The organism is Streptomyces sp. NPDC037271, from assembly GCF_055603605.1.
On record NZ_JBVJVN010000014.1, the window covers coordinates 111,706 to 126,820 of the forward strand.

The 15,115-nt window shown below is 73.7% G+C and carries 10 protein-coding genes and 1 tRNA gene; 3 read left to right on the forward strand and 8 right to left on the reverse strand.

The window, feature by feature from the left end; all coding sequences use genetic code 11:
- Positions 1-15: 15 nt before the first annotated feature.
- Positions 16-477 (forward strand): SSI family serine proteinase inhibitor, encoded by a 462-nt coding sequence (locus ACZ7G3_RS23420; RefSeq protein ID WP_470928081.1) that lies wholly within the window; start codon positions 16-18, stop codon positions 475-477.
- A gap of 202 nt (positions 478-679) precedes the next feature.
- On the forward strand, positions 680-5,119 hold the full coding sequence (locus ACZ7G3_RS23425) for a hybrid sensor histidine kinase/response regulator (protein WP_470928084.1): 4,440 nt from the start codon (positions 680-682) through the stop codon (positions 5,117-5,119).
- Positions 5,120-5,444: 325 nt separating this feature from the next.
- Here the strand turns inward: ACZ7G3_RS23425 and ACZ7G3_RS23430 are convergent, their stop codons facing one another.
- From ACZ7G3_RS23430 to ACZ7G3_RS23440, 3 genes are all read right to left on the reverse strand, one after another.
- Positions 5,445-7,121 carry a long-chain fatty acid--CoA ligase gene (locus ACZ7G3_RS23430; protein WP_426599692.1) on the reverse strand — a complete coding sequence of 559 codons (1,677 nt, stop codon included), beginning with the start codon at positions 7,119-7,121 and terminating at the stop codon, positions 5,445-5,447.
- A gap of 139 nt (positions 7,122-7,260) precedes the next feature.
- Positions 7,261-7,890: a SigE family RNA polymerase sigma factor gene (locus ACZ7G3_RS23435; RefSeq protein ID WP_470928086.1), complete on the reverse strand. Its 630-nt coding sequence runs from the start codon at positions 7,888-7,890 to the stop codon at positions 7,261-7,263.
- A 354-nt stretch (positions 7,891-8,244) separates the two neighbouring features.
- On the reverse strand, positions 8,245-8,571 hold the full coding sequence (locus ACZ7G3_RS23440) for a hypothetical protein (protein ID WP_426599690.1): 327 nt from the start codon (positions 8,569-8,571) through the stop codon (positions 8,245-8,247).
- 419 nt (positions 8,572-8,990) lie between these two features.
- On the opposite strand from ACZ7G3_RS23440, the gene ACZ7G3_RS23445 reads away from it, so the two are divergent.
- The gene (locus ACZ7G3_RS23445; RefSeq protein WP_470928089.1) at positions 8,991-9,857 is read left to right on the forward strand and encodes a bifunctional DNA primase/polymerase; all 867 of its coding nucleotides are present in this window, start codon (positions 8,991-8,993) and stop codon (positions 9,855-9,857) included.
- A 205-nt stretch (positions 9,858-10,062) separates the two neighbouring features.
- Here the strand turns inward: ACZ7G3_RS23445 and ACZ7G3_RS23450 are convergent, their stop codons facing one another.
- The 5 genes from ACZ7G3_RS23450 to ACZ7G3_RS23470 all read right to left on the reverse strand — a co-directional run bounded on the left by ACZ7G3_RS23450 (position 10,063) and on the right by ACZ7G3_RS23470 (position 15,098).
- Positions 10,063-10,878 (reverse strand): DUF4232 domain-containing protein, encoded by an 816-nt coding sequence (locus tag ACZ7G3_RS23450; RefSeq protein WP_470928091.1) that lies wholly within the window; start codon positions 10,876-10,878, stop codon positions 10,063-10,065.
- Positions 10,879-11,241: 363 nt separating this feature from the next.
- Positions 11,242-11,649 carry a hypothetical protein gene (locus ACZ7G3_RS23455; protein ID WP_426599687.1) on the reverse strand — a complete coding sequence of 136 codons (408 nt, stop codon included), beginning with the start codon at positions 11,647-11,649 and terminating at the stop codon, positions 11,242-11,244.
- A 615-nt stretch (positions 11,650-12,264) separates the two neighbouring features.
- A tRNA-Ser gene (locus ACZ7G3_RS23460) sits at positions 12,265-12,349 on the reverse strand.
- Between the two features lie 168 nt (positions 12,350-12,517).
- Positions 12,518-13,399, reverse strand: coding sequence for a GNAT family N-acetyltransferase (locus ACZ7G3_RS23465; RefSeq protein ID WP_470928093.1), 882 nt, complete (start codon positions 13,397-13,399; stop codon positions 12,518-12,520).
- Positions 13,400-13,544: 145 nt separating this feature from the next.
- Positions 13,545-15,098 (reverse strand): S1C family serine protease, encoded by a 1,554-nt coding sequence (locus tag ACZ7G3_RS23470; protein ID WP_470928095.1) that lies wholly within the window; start codon positions 15,096-15,098, stop codon positions 13,545-13,547.
- Positions 15,099-15,115: the final 17 nt, after the last annotated feature.

Sequence of the window (15,115 nt, forward strand, 5' to 3'; positions counted from 1 at the left end):
CGCGTTAGTCCGGTCATGTTCCAGGTCACTCGCCTTCCCGCCGCCGCCCGAATCCTCGGTGCCGCCGCCCTGTCCGCCGTCACCCTGGCCACCCTGTCCGCCGCGCACCCGGCCGCCGCCGCCGGCGGGGCACCGGGCTTCGATCACCTGACGGTCACCGTCCGGGACGCCGGCGCGGGCGCGGACGGCACGTACGAGCTGTTCTGCAACCCCCACGGCGGCAGCCACCCCGACCCGGACGGCGCCTGTGCCGTCCTCGAGCGCGACACACGGTGGGGGCAGGACGTCTTCGCCCCCGTCCCGGAGGGCAGCGTCTGCACCATGCAGTACGGCGGTCCCGCCACCGCGCACGTCAAGGGCACCTGGGCCGGGCGCCCCGTCGACGCGACGTACGACCGCCGCGACGGCTGCGGGATCTCCCGCTGGGACCGCATGGTGCCGCTGCTGCCGGACATGGGGTCGGCAGGGCGGTCGTGAAACCGGTCCTGTGCGGCGCCGGGAGGCGACGCACAGGACACTCGGTCACACGTTCTGCTTCACTTTCCCGTGCGACCTCCGTCGCATCCCACGCCGCCCGCCGGGCCCCAACCCTTAGACTCCCTCGCGTGACACGTTGCGGGCCGATTGGCAAGATGGCCCAGGCGGTCGGCAAGTGCGGTAACCAGGAGGGAAGCGTCTCGTGAGCAGCAGGCCATCCCGAGGCGCTGCTCGCCTCGCAGCCATACTGGACGCGCTGCCCGACGCGTTGGTGCTGGTCAACGCGAACGGCACCGTCGTCAACGCCAACACCATCGCGCTGGAGGCCTTCGAGACTCCGGGCACCGCGCTGGTCGGGCGCGGGCTGCTGGACCTGCTGCCGCAGTTCGACTCGCGGCTCATCCCCGGGTCCATGAGGCGGCCGGACCACATCGATCCGCGGGCGCGCACCAAGCCGACGCGGATGGTCGCCCGGCGCACCGACGGGACCGAGTTCCCGGTCGAGGTCACCAGCGCCAACCTGGAGACCGGCCAGCAGGCCTACGACAACTACGGCTACGCCGGCGACGAGCTGCTGATGCTCGTCGTCCGCGACCTCTCCGGCACCGTCGACACCGAGGCCGAGCTGGCGCGCTCGCAGCGGCAGACCGAGATGATCCTGCGGGCCGCGTCCGAGGGCGTCGTGGGCACCGACACCGACGGGCGGATCGTCCTCGTCAACCCGGCCGCCGCCCAGATCCTGGGCTACCGGGCCAGCGACCTCGGCGGCCGTGAGCTGCACACCCTCATCCTGCACTCGCGGGCCGACGGCTCGCCGTTCCCGTACGACGAGTCGCCGCTCGCCGACACCCTGCGTTCGGGCCGCAAGCACCGGGTGCGCGGGCAGGTGGTGTTCGCCAAGAGCGGCGACCAGCTGCCGGTGGACCTGACGACCGCACCCGTCCGCGACGGGGACCAGCTCGTCGGCGCCGTCATGACCTTCACCGACCGGCGCCCCTACGACGCCCTGGTCAAGGAGCACGAGGAAGCGGAGCAGCGGCACGTCGAGGAACGGGAGCGACTCGCCGAGGAGCACGCCTCCGAGCTGACCGCGCTGCGCCGGCAGCACGCGGACGAGCTGGAGGAGCTGCGGGAGAAGCACGCGGAGGAGATCGCCGCGGACGCCGACCGCTACGCCGCGCTCGGTGAGCGGGAGAAGGACCGTTACGAGGCGATCGCCGCCCGGCACGAGCAGCTGCTCACCCTCCTCGGGGACTCCCTGCGCGGGCCCCTGGACGAGCTGCGCCGGGAACTGGCCGCGCTGGCGTCGGACGACGCCGGTCAGCTGTGGCCCGAGGCCAACCAGGTGCTGCACCACCTCTCGGCCGGCTACTCACGCATCACCACGCTCATCGACAACGTCCTCGGCTACCAGCGTCTCGACGTCGGCAACGAGAACCTCTCCCGTACGAAGGTGATGCTCGACGCCGTCGTCGCCTCCGGTGTCGACGGGGCCGTGGAACTGATCGGGCCGGGGCGGGTGCAGTTCGCCGTGCACGCGCCGCCCATCGAGGCCGAGGTCGATCCCCGGCTGCTGGCCACCGCGCTCGCGCATCTCGTCGCGGACGTGGCGGGCGTCGACGCCACCGGCAACTCGCCCGTGTCGGCGACGGGCGGCTACCTGGACAACACCGTCGTGGTGGCGGCGGCGCAGCGCGGCGAGGTCGTACGCATCGAGGTGCGCGGGCCGTACGCCGGGGGAGACCCGGTGCACGAGCCGATCGTGCGCGGGATCGTGCGGGCGCACGGTGGCGTGCTGCAGACGCACGAGGTGCCGGGAATGAGCGGCAGCGCGTACGTGCTGGAGGTGCCGATCGGGGGTGGGGCGGGGGCCGTCGCCGCCCAGGGCCAGCCCCAGGCCCAGATCCTCGCCCTTGATCCGGGGCAGGCACCGGCGCAGGCCGCCGAGGTCGAGGGGGCGACGGGTGGCGCGGGTGCCGCGGGTGCCGCGGGTGCCGCGGGTGCGGGCAACGCCCTGGCCGTTCAGGAGCCGGCTCCCGGTGGCGGACGGCGGCGCGCTCGGCGGGCGTCCGTCGACGCCTTCCTGGAGAGCGAGGTCACGGGCGCTGCGGGTGAGGGCGCAGGCGGGGGCCTCACCGGTGCCGAGGGCGGGAGTGCCGCACCGACCGGGCGACGCAGGCGGCGTGCTGCCCAGGCTCAGGAGCAGACCGTCCCGGAGCAGATCGCCCAGGAGCAGAACTCTCAGGGGCAGATCTCTCAGGGCCAGGCTCAGGCCGCGCAGGCTCAGGCCGTGCGGGAGGAGGCCCAGGCGTCGGCCCCGCTTCCGGTTCCCGCACAGGCGGCGCCGGGCGAGGGGCCCGGCGGTACCGGGCGTCGGCGCGGGCGGCCCGCGGAGGCCGCCGGTGCCCCCGCCGGGGGCACGCCCCAGGAGGCGGCCGCCGGGGTGTCCGAGGGCGCCGTCGTCATGGCCGGCGAGCACGGCGGAGGGGCCGCGGCCTCCAACACCGGTCTCGGCGGGACCGTACCGCCGCAGGGCATGCCCGGGCCCGACGGCCGGCGTGCGCGGCGGGACGGTGGGGAGCAGCAGGCGCTGCCCCCGGCGCTGCCCGCGCAGGCCGGTGAGGCGGACCCGCCCGACGCGTCCCAGCCGACCGGGCGCCGGCGCCGCGCCCTGGCCTCCGCGAACGAGCGTGCCGCCGCGCAGGAAGCTGCACCGCGCCAGGTGTTCGCCCTGCCGCCCGCCGACGCGGACCGGCCCTCCGACGAGGCGGAGCCGCACGGGACGGCCGAGGCCGTGGCGTCCGCGGCGACGCCCCCGGGTCAGGTCCAGGTGCCCGGCCCGGCCGCCGGCGGTGACGCCCTGCCCGGCAGCGGCGCCCTGCCCGACGAGGGCCGGCACGACGCCGTACCGCACGACCAGGCCGACGACCACACCCCGCCGCAACCGCACCCGGCCGAGGCGCCCACGGGCCGGCGTCGCCGGGCCGGGGCCGGTCCGTGGGCCGAGGAAGCGGCGCCGCCGGCGATGCAGGGTGGTCCGGTGCAGAGTGCTCCCGCGCAGGCACCACCCGCGCACGGAGCCCCCGTCCCTCCGCAGCACGCCGCCGGCCCGGGCGTGCCCGTCCAGGCCGCACCGGCGCCCGCACCCCGCGCGGCCGCGCCCCAGCCCGCCGAGGCCACCGCCGGCCCCGCGCAGCCCGCCGCCGGTCAGCCGGCCCCGCAGCCGTGGCCCGCCGCGGCAGCGGACGCTCCGGGCGCCGGCACCCCCGCACCGCCGGGCGGCGCAACCGGCCCCTCGCCCACCGCCGCCCCCGGCGCCACGCCCGCCGCGCCTCAGGTTCCGGCGCCCCGGCAGGGCGTCCCCGCCACCACACCGAGCCGGGGCACCCCGCTGCCGCCCGAGAACGCTCCCGCCCCCCGCGCGGCACAGCCCCTGCCCGCCGAAGCGTCCGCTCCCGTCGACCCGAACTCGACCCAGGGACGGGCGATCAGCGTGCGGACGCTGGGCCAGGGCGTGCCGTTCAACCGGCAGGCGGTCCAGGTGCAGCAGCCGTCGGCCACACCCGCCCCCCAGCAGCCGGGCGGCTCGGGCCGGCGCCGCAAGCTGGGCACGCCGCCCGACCCGGCCGCCACGCGCCCGGAGCAGTCGGCCCGCCCGCATCCGCAGGCCGACCAGCCGCCCACCGCCGCACAGCCGCAGCCCCATGCGCAGGGGCAGACGCAAGGGCAGGAGCAGCCGTCCCCGGCCGGCAACCAGCCCCGGCGCGCACCCGTCACCGAGGGCGTCGGCCGGTCGTACGCCATAGGGGCGCCGGACAAGAACGCCGCCGAGGGACCCGAGCCGCTCGACGGGCCCGGCGGGGCCGTCGAGGTGGCGGACCCGCCGCGCCCGCAGCCGATGGACGACGAACTGCCGCCGGAGCCGCTGGACAATCCGCGCCGGCTGCTGGTGTGGCCCGCACCGGACGTCTCCACGCAGCAGGCGCTCAGCGACCGCGGCTACCGGCCGGTGATCGTGCACTCGCGCGAGGAGGTCGACGCGCAGATCGCGGCGTTCCCCGCCGCGCTGTTCGTGGACCCGCTGACCGGGCCGATCACCCGTACGGCGCTCCAGTCGCTGCGGCAGGCGGCGGTGGCGGCCGAGGTGCCGGTACTGGTCACGGCCGGGCTCGGACAGGCCTCGCGCGATGCCGCGTACGGCGCCGATCCCGCCGTACTGCTGAAGGCGCTCGCGCCCCGGGACAGCGAGCAGCACCCGCCGCGCGTGCTGCTGATCGAGGAGCACGCCGAGATCGCGCTGGCGCTGACCGCGACGCTGGAGCGGCGCGGAATGCAGGTGGCGCGGGCGGCGAGCGACGCCGACGCGGTGACGCTGGCGGGGCAGTTCCGGCCGAACCTGGTGGTGATGGACCTGATGCAGGTCGAGCGGCGCCAGGGGGGACACGCCGGGATCATCGACTGGCTGCGTGCGAACGGGCAGCTCAACCGCACCCCGCTCGTCGTCTACACCGCCGCCGTCGACCAGGCCGACCTGCCGCGGCTGGCCTCGGGCGAGACGGTGCTGTTCCTGGCGGAGCGCTCCACCAGCGGCGAGGTGCAGTCCCGCATCGTCGAACTGCTCTCGCGGATCGGGACCAACTGACGCTCCGGGCGCGGGCCTGCCGTGCGCGTGCCTGCGCGCCGTGAGCACGCCTGCGCGCCATGAGCACGCCTGTGCGCCATGAGCACGCCTGCGCGCCGGGTGGGAACCCCGAGTCTCGGGTTCCCCACCCGGCGCGCAAGGCGCGTCCCGGCGCAGGCGCCTCCCGACGGCCGCGCGCCCCGGCCGTCGGCGTGTTCCGGCGTCCCCGCGCTCCGGTCGGCGTCCTCGCGCTCCGGTCGGCGTCCTCGCGCTCCGGTCGGCGTCCTCGCGCTCCGGTCGGCGTCCTCGCGCTCCGGTCGGCGTCCTCGCCGCTCCGGGCCGGCGGTCAGAGCCGGGTGACGTCAAGTCCGCCGTCGGCGTACCGCTTGCGCAGCACCTTCTTGTCGAACTTGCCGACGCTCGTCTTCGGCACCGCCTCGATGACCGTCCAGCGTTCGGGGAGCTGCCACTTGGCGATCTTGCCGTCCTCGGCGAGGAAGGCGCGCAGTTCCTCGAAGCCGACGCTCGTGCCCTCCTTGAGGACGACGGTGGCCAGCGGGCGCTCGCCCCACCTGTCGTCCGGGACGGCGACCACGGCGGCCTCGGTGACGTCCGGGTGGGACATCAGCGCGTTCTCCAGCTCGACGGACGAGATCCACTCGCCGCCGGACTTGATGACGTCCTTGGCCCGGTCCGTGAGGGTGAGGAAGCCGTCGGGGGAGACGGTGCCGACGTCGCCCGTCTTCAGCCAGCCGTCCTCGCTGAACTTGTCGTCGGGGCGCAGCGGCTCCGCGTCCGGGCCGTTGTAGTAGGCGCCGGCGATCCAGTTGCCGCGGACCTCGAGCTCGCCGGCCGACTCGCCGTCCCAGGGGAGGCGCTCGCCACCGGGTCCGGTGAGGCGGGCCTCCACACCGGCCGGGAACCGGCCCTGGGTGAGGCGGTACGCGAACTCCTCCGGCGTACCGACCGCGTGGGCCGGCGGGCGGGCGATGGTGCCGAGCGGGGAGGTCTCCGTCATGCCCCAGGCGTGGCAGACCCGCATGCCGAGCGCGTCGAAGGCCTCCATCAGGGAGGGCGGGCAGGCGGAGCCGCCGATGGTGACCTGGGTGAGGGACGAGACGTCCCTCGGCTTGGCGGTCAGCTCGGCGAGCAGGCCCTGCCAGATGGTCGGGACGGCGGCGGCGTGCGTCGGCTTCTCGCTCTCGATCATCTCGGCGAGCGGCGCGGGCTGCAGGAAGCGGTCCGGCATCAGCATGTTGACGCCGGTCATGAAGGTGGCGTGCGGCAGTCCCCAGGCGTTGACGTGGAACTGCGGGACCACGACCAGCGAGGTGTCCTCGTCGGTCAGGCCCATCGACTGGGCCATGTTGACCTGCATGGAGTGCAGGTAGATGGAGCGGTGGCTGTAGACCACGCCCTTGGGGTCGCCGGTGGTGCCGGAGGTGTAGCACATGGCGGCGGCGGCGCGCTCGTCCAGCTCCGGCCAGTCGTACGCGGTCGGCTTCCCGGCGATCAGGTCCTCGTACTCGTGTACCTGGACGGACGCCCCGTCCAGCAGGGAGCGGTCGCCCGGGCCGGTGACGACGACGTGCTCGACCGTCTTCAGGTGCGGCAGCAGCGGGGCGAGCAGCGGCAGCAGCGAACCGTTGGCGATCACGACGCGGTCGGCCGCGTGGTTCACGATCCAGGCCAGCTGCTCCGGCGGGAGACGGAGATTGAGGGTGTGGAGGACCGCGCCCATGGAGGGGATCGCGAAGTAGGCCTCGACGTGCTCGGCGTTGTTCCAGGCGAGCGTCGCCACCCGTTCGTCGCCCCGGACCGCGAGGTCCTCGCGCAGGGCGTGCGCCAGCTGGGCGGCACGGGCGCCGATCTCGGCGAAGGAGCGGCGGTGCGGCTCGTCCTCACCGGTCCAGGTGGTCACCTGGGAGCTGCCGTGGATCGTCGACCCGTGGGCCAGGATCCTCGATATCAGCAGCGGTACGTCCTGCATCGTGCTCAGCACGGTGTCCTCCCGGGGCGACATTGCCTACGCGGCGGCAAGGGTTGCGCTGATTCTGCGCACATACCGCGTGGTATGTCACTACTCCCGGGTGATCGATCAGTGCACGGTGCCCGTCGATACGGAGGCAGGGCACCCGCCGACGACCGAACAGACCGGTTCGCTACCGAACAAACCCCAGCTCAGGGTCCTCGCGGAGCTTGCCGAGCGCCCGGGACACCGCCGACTTGACCGTGCCCACGGAAACTCCGAGCACTTCGGCCGTCCGGGCCTCGCTGAGGTCCTCGTAGTACCGGAGGACGACCATCGCCCGCTGCCGGGCGGGCAGCTTCATGATCGCCCGCCACATCGCGTCCCGCAGCGCCTGCCGCTCCGCCGGGTCGTCGCCGGCGGGCACGGGCTCCGGCTCCGGCAGCTCGTCGCAGGCGAACTCGTCGACCTTGCGCTTGCGCCACTGCGACGTCCGCGTGTTCAGCAGCGCCCGGCGCACGTAACCGTCCAGCGCGCGGTGGTCCTCGATGCGCTCCCAGGCCACGTACGTCTTCGCGAGCGCGGTCTGCAGCAGGTCCTCCGCGTCGCTCGGGTTCGCCGTCAGCGACCGGGCGGTACGCAGCAGCACCGGCTGGCGGGCCCTCACGTACGACGAGAACGACGGGTACGGGAAGGTCTGCGTCCTCGCTGTGACCATGGCTGGAGCCTCGGCCGTGGCCACGGTCATGGCCGGAGCCTTGGCCATGGCCGGAGCCTTGGCCGTGGCGGCGTTCGAAGCACTGGTACAGACGGGTGCGGTCATGACTCAACGCTATGAGCGAGGAGGCGTGCGGCGGATCGGCCGCAGGTCCCGAAGCCGAGTCCGCCTCAGGTTGTAGGGGTGGTGCCGGCTGCACCTCCTGTAGGTGGACGAGGGGAGGAGAGGTGCTGCGGGTTCCCCCCTGGGGGCTCCCCCTGGGGGGAACCCGGGGCAACGCCTGGGGAGCGGGGGACCTGCCGATCGGCGCGCAGACACGCACCATGGGGTCCCGCACGCGAAAACGCCTGGGCGGCGATACCGAAGTACCGCCGCCCAGACGCCTTGCGACCCCATGAAGCACACCCACACACAGGCTCAGGAACCGGCGCGGGAGCGCACCCGCGCCGGCCCCTCAGCTCACCACCACAGCGGGGCGAAGCTGACGGCCACGTTCTCGTTGCCCTGATTGATCGTCGTGAACGCGGAACCGTCGACCTGCGCGGTGTTGCTCTGGTTCGAGGCCCCCGAGCCGACCGCCTGCTGCTGCGTGGTGGACGAGTTGCCGTTGTTGTCGTCACCCACGCCGCTGCCGACAATGCCCGCGTACGCCTCGGAGGCGGTCGCGTTCGATCCGTCGTCCGCGAAGGCGCCGTTGTCCGCCGTCGCCACGCCACTGAAGAGGGCGGCGGCGAGCGGAAGGGCGGCGACAGCGGCGACGACGCGGGCGGTACGGATGCTTGCCATGTTTTTCCTCCAGAACCAGGGCGCACCGGCTTCCAGCCGACAACGCGAGAAGTACGTGAAGTGGAGCGGAGCTGCGCAGAGCTGAGCAGGACTGAGTAGAGCTGAGCAGAGCTGAAATCGAGCTGTTGCCAAGGCAGTTGGCCGACCGCCTCGACGCTGTGACGACGTCGCGTGATCAGAATTGCCCACCGGATCCCCGGCGAACCACCCCGGAAGCCCTGATTCGCCCTCAAGCGTGATGACAAGTCGATAAACCCCTTTGCTTCACTTCCCCCTCACCTTGGGGCAGTAGGGACAGCCGCACCTCAAGCACCCCAAGAGGTGAAGCGTTCCGGCAGCTTTTCCGCACACCTCCCCTCCCCGGCGCGTCGCACGCAGGCACCCTTCCCATTCTCGAACACACGTACGAAAATGGATCCATGGCCACCCCCGACCGGCAGGCCACGACGCTGGCCCTCGCACACGCCCTGTCAGCCGCCGAACGCGGGCTGGCCGTCATCCCCCTGTCCCGGACGAAGCTCCCGGCCCTGCGCTCCCCCCACCGCGACGACCCCGCACCGGCCCCCTGCCACGGCGAGTGCGGCCGTTTCGGCCACGGGGTCTACGACGCCTCCACCGACCCCGCCCGCATCCGTGCACTCTTCGCCGCCGCGCCCTGGGCGACGGGCTACGGCATCGCCTGCGGCCTGCCTCCGCACCACCTGATCGGAGTCGACCTGGACACGAAGGCGGAGACGGACTCGTCGACCGCCCTGCGCGAGCTGGCCCTGCGCCATCTGTTCACGATCCCGCCCACGGTCGTCGTCCTGACCCCCAGCGGAGGCCGCCACCTCTGGCTGAGCGGTCCACCCGACGCCGTCGTCCCCAACTCGGCCGGCCGCCTCGCCCCCGGCATCGACATCCGGGGGGCCGGCGGCTACCTGGTCGGCCCCGGCTCCCGCACCCGGCACGGCGAGTACGCCGCCGCGCCCGGCACGGCCCACCTGGCGCCCGCGGCCTGCCCGCCCGCGCTCCTGCGCCTCCTGCTCCCGCCGCCCCGCGCCCACCAGCCGGCCCCGGCCCCGCACGAGGCGCACGGCCGGGGCCTCGTCCAGTTCGTCCTCGCCGCCCACGAGGGCCAGCGCAACACCCGTCTGTTCTGGGCCGCCTGCCGCGCCTACGAAGACGGCATCGGCCCCGTCCTCGTGGAACCCCTGGTCCAGGCGGCCCGCGCCACCGGCCTGACCGAACGCGAGGCCCGCGCGACGATCGCGTCCGCTGCCCGCATGACGAGCCACCAGCCCTGACCACCAGCCCAGACCGCCACCCCGTCCCGTCCCCGGCCCGGCCCCCGTCCCCGTCTCCCCTCCCCGCCTCCCCTCCCCGTCTCCCGTCCCGCGAACCGGCGACGTGCCGAGGCGCCAAGGTGCCGAAGCCCCGAGCTCGCCTGCGGCACGGAGCCCGCGCTCCCGGACGCCGACCGGGCGGACCCCGCCCGGGGAACGACGAGTTCTAGGACGCAGGCCGCGCGCCCCGGCTCCCCGTCCCGTCCTTCTCCCACGCCCGGACGCCCAGCTTCCCCGTGGTACCGAGGTCGAGGTGGGGCGCGACCACCACGGGGGCGGAGCCGTCCTCGGCCCGCACCCTGACGTACGGCACGGTCACCGCCTCACCGAACTGCGTGGTGTTGCGCCACGCCAGACCCGATACCGCGGACTCACCCGGCTGCAGCGTCACCGGCCGAGGCGGCTCGTCGCCCTCTCCCGCCATGGGGATGTCATCGGTTCCGCGCAGGATCTCGATCCCCTCGACCGGCTCCAGGCCCTCGTCGAGCAACTGCAGCACCGGGTAACCCTCCAGGGAGTACGGACGACTGCCGCAGTTCTCCAGATGCAGGCCCACGACACGCAGCCCCATGGCCGCGTCCCCCTTGTCGGCGGTCAGACGCAGCCCGGACGGCGGGCAGGAACCGGCGGGCGCGGGCGCCTCGTCGGCGGGCACCCGCTTCACGTCGAGGATCCTCACGTCCTCCGCGTCGAGGCTCCGGTCCACCGGGTACCCGGCGTGCTCGAGAGTGCGCCGCACCGTCCGCCCCGCCCCCACGGACGCCACCGTCTCCTCGACGCTCGACATCGCCCTTCCCTGGTCGTCCACCAGGGAGAAGGTGATGGTGTACGTGAAGGGCTCGGTCTCCTGGTTGGTCACCGAGTACGCGACCACGCACGGCGCCCCGCCGCCCTCGCCCGCGGACTCGCCCGCGGACGCGCCCGCCCCCGGCACCCACGGAAGACTGTCCGCCGTGACGGACACGCCAGGTCGCTCGCTCACCCGGACTCCGGGCGAGGCACTCGCCCCGGCGCCACCGTCCCGCTCGACCATCCCGACGATCCGCACCGCGTCCTGCGCCTGCCCGGCCCCCGCGCCACCGCCACCGCCACCGTCGGCGCCGGCACCGGCACCGGCGCTGTAACTGTCGCCGACACCTGACGACGCCCCCGTCCCGCACCGTTCCCCCGGCTGCTCCTCACCTCCCTCTCCGGACGCTGCGGTCTGGGTGCCACAGGAGCTGAGCAGGAGACTGGCAACGAGAGCACCGGAGACCGCGAGCGGCGTGCGGAGCTGGGGGATGCGCATCGCCCCACCCCACCAGTCCGACCCCTCCGCCGGCCGTGGCGGAAGCCACACTTCCGGTCACAGCCCTGTCACAGCCCCGCCTCCGCGTTGCAGAGCGGCGATCACGGCGGCGAGCGCGGCGGTCACCGCGAAACTCCCCACCATGACCATCCCCACGCCGATCACGAAGAGGCCACTGGCGTCGTCCGACCAGTCGTAGAAGGCGGAGACGGTCGCCCCGACGGTGACACCGGGCACAGCACCGACGAAGTAGCGCCGACTCGCCGCCCAGCACACCGGTGCCAGCAGAGTCAGCACGAACCCGATCACCTGCCACGCCTCGTACGGTCCCGTCGTCGTACCGTCGGGATGCACATCACGCCGCTGGTCCCACCCGAGCCAGGCGGCCCACAGCGCCGATGTCACCCCGGCCAGTACGAGGCCCGACACCAACTGGGGTACGGGCTTCAGTCGTCGTTGTTCCATGCCCCGAGCGTTCCGGCCCGCCCCCCGGCCGGCCAGAGCGCAGGTACTCAACTCCGTCCGAGTACGCGAGCCGGAGCAGCACTCCGCGGGCACCGCCCGCCCGGTCAGCCCCTCAGGACGCGGCGCACGCCGGTGACGTTGCAGGCGGGCAGACGTCCCGCCCCGGACGTGCTCTGCGCCTGCTCCGCCGGTCGGTGCACTGCGTGATCGTTCAAGAGAACACGGCGCCCACCAGGACCGCGCCGTAGTGCACGCACTGGTGCCATCGCTTGCAGTAGCGCTTCGGTCGCCACATCGAACGCCGCGTGAATTGCCTTTCGCACCAAACGCACTTACGAGTTTCCGCATCCCCCATGGCCACGACCCTATCGGCCGCTCTCAATGCCCCAACGGGACCCGACAGGCCGTGGCCCAGGAGGGCGAGGCGTGGCCGCATTGCCCCATCGTGGGCAAGGCGAGCCGCAGTGGCCAGTGGGATCGGGCTCCCTGCCCTTGGCGCCGTTCCCGACCGGCCGGGAAACTGCGGGGAACGGCGGCGATCGGCGGCGATCGGCGGGTAGCCCGCATGGCAACGGCCCCCGACCGTAACGCCTGGTCAGGGGCCGTCAATCACTGCGGTGGGTGTGGGATTTGAACCCACGGTGACTTGCGCCACGACGGTTTTCAAGACCGTTCCCTTAGGCCGCTCGGGCAACCCACCCGCGCGCCGCCCACCGGGGGCGGAGCGGGTACAGCGTACCGGCCCCGGACGGTCGGCGGGGGCTCAGGCCCGCGCCGGGCCCACCGTTCGCGCGTCCGGCCCTCCGGTGGCGCCGTTCCGGTCGGTGTTCCGTCCGTGGGCCCAGGGTGCCCCCTGCGCGCTTCGTCCTCAACCGGCTTGTGGAGCGGCGTCCGTGAAGTCGTACACCGCCCAATCGGTGAGCGTGCGGTAGCCGAGACGCCGGTAGAGGGCGTTGCTCGTGGGGTTGGACAGGTCCGCGAACAGTACGACGTCCCTTGCGCCCGCAGCCAGCGCGGCACGGCTCACCTCCGCCGTGACGGCGCCCGCGTAGCCGCGACCGCGCAGGTGCGCCGGGGTATAGACGATGTCCACCTGGATCTGGCCCCCGATCAGCGGGTTCATGCCCGCGATGGATACGGGAGTGCCGTCCGGGGTCTCCCAGAGCGTGTAGCGCTTGTCGGCGAAGCGGGTGCCGGCCCACGTGTCGGCGTCGATGGAGACCTCTTCCCCGACGGCCCTGGCGAACTCGCCGCACCAGAACATGACCTGCCCGAGGTCCTGGTCGCCCAGGACGCGAGCTCGTCCCGCCGGCGGGGGCTCTGGCGGGACGAGCTCGCCGAGGCGGTACAGGCGGAGCCGTGTGTCCCGGAGTTTCGGGGTCGCCCCGGTGTGCCGCTGCCATGCCTCGGCGAAAGCCCTGGCGGTGCTGTGGTCCGCGCTGACGGAGGGAAGGGAGTGCCCGAGGGTGGCCAGGCGTGCGGCGAGGGAGTCGGCCTGCTCGGACGAGAGCGGGGAGAGACCGAACCCACGGAGCGGGAGGCGGTAGAAGGAGGCGTGGGCCGCGCCCGCCCGCTCCAGTACGCCGAAGGCGGGAGCTTCGGTGCCGAACGCCCCTGCCCCGCGCGCTCGCACTCTCTCGGCCCACGTCAGCTGCATGACGTGCGGGCCGGGCCGTGAGCGCAGGAAGTCTCCGGCCCGGGCGAGGAAGTCGTGGACGTCTTCGGTGAGGTGCCAGTCATCCGGTCGCATGCCTCATGCATTCCCACGCCGCAGGCGTGCGACCGTGCTGCTTCGGAACGGCCTCGCGGCTGCCGCTCCCCCTCCCTGTCCCGCACCGTACGTGATCGGCGGCGCGGGGCAGAGGGGAGCGGTCGGGCGCGGAGGACGGTGTGGGTCAGTCGTCGCCGGTCTTGGAGCCGAGGGTGAGTTCGGTGGTGCGCTCCTTGCCGTCGCGCTCGTAGGTGACCGTGACCTTGTCGCCGGGCTTGTGGGTCCAGATCTCGCCGATGAGGGTCGGGCCGCTGTCGATCACCCGGTCGTCGAGCTTGGTGATGACGTCGCCGGGCTCGAGGCCCGCGTCGGCGGCGGGGCCGCCCGGCTCGACCGGCTCGGAGCCGTTGACACCCTGCTCGGTGAGCTTGGCGCCGTTCGTCGTCTCCTCCAGGGAGACGGAGGCGCCGATCTTCGCGTAGACCGGCTTGCCGGTCTTGATCAGCTGCTTGGCGACGAACTCGGCCTGGTTGATGGGGATGGCGAAGCCCAGGCCGATCGAGCCGGCCTGGCCGGCGCCGAAGCCGCCGTTGCTCGTGGACTGGATCGCGGAGTTGATCCCGATGACGTTGCCCTGCGCGTCCAGCAGCGGGCCGCCCGAGTTGCCCGGGTTGATCGACGCGTCGGTCTGCAGGGCACTCATGTAGGACGCCTTGCTGGCGGCGCTTCCGTCACTGGAGGCCACGGGGCGGTTCTTGGCGCTGATGATGCCCGTGGTCACCGTGTTGGACAGGCCGAAGGGGGCGCCGATGGCGATCGTCGAGTCGCCCACGGCCACCTTGTCCGAGTCACCGAGGGGCAGCGGCTTCAGGTCCGACGGGGCGTTCTCCAGCTTGATGACCGCCACGTCGTAGCCCTGGGCGTGGCCGACCACCTCGGCTTCGTACTTCTTGCCGTTGGGGAAGGTCGCGCTGAGCTTGCCGCCGTCGACCGCCTCCGCCACCACGTGGTTGTTGGTGACGATGTGGCCCTGTTTGTCGAAGACGAACCCGGTGCCGGTGCCGCCCTCCCCGTTGCTGCCCTCGGCCTGGATGGTGACCGTGCTGGGCAGCGCCTCGGCTGCCACGCCGGCGACCGTGCCCGCGTCGCGCTTGACGGAGCCGCCGGTGTCGGAGGCGGAGACAGTCGTGGAACCGGTCCCGTCGTTGTTCTTGGCGAGGGTGTAGCCGAGGCCGCCGCCCAGACCGCCCGCCACCAGCGCGGCGATCAGGAGCGCGGCCACCACACCGCCACGGCCACGGCCCGCCTTCGGCGCGGGCGGCTGGTACGAGGAGCCCCAGCCTCCGCCGAAGCCGTCACCGCCGCCCCCGCCGTACGACGGAGTGCCCGGCGGCGGGGGCGGCGGCCAGGAGGCGTCGGGGGCGTTGTGTACCTGAGGCGCGGCCGAACCGTGGGAGGCGGCCGGAGCGTGGGAGGCGGCCGGGTCCTGGGGAGCGGCCGGGTCCTGGGGAGCGGCCGGATCCTGGGGAGCGGCCTGGTGCGGTGCGTGGGCGGAAGCGGCCGCCTGTCCGGAACCGTCGTGCGGTTGCGGTTGCGGTTGCGGAGGCGCGGGAGCGGGGGACGGTGGCTGGTCCGGGCCCGGCGCGGCCGGGTGGGCGGAGGCTGCGGGAGATTCCACCGGCACGGGAGGTGCGGACGGGGCCGGGGGTACCGCGGCGCCCTCGTTCTCGGTGCTCACAGCTTCTCTCCTCGTTC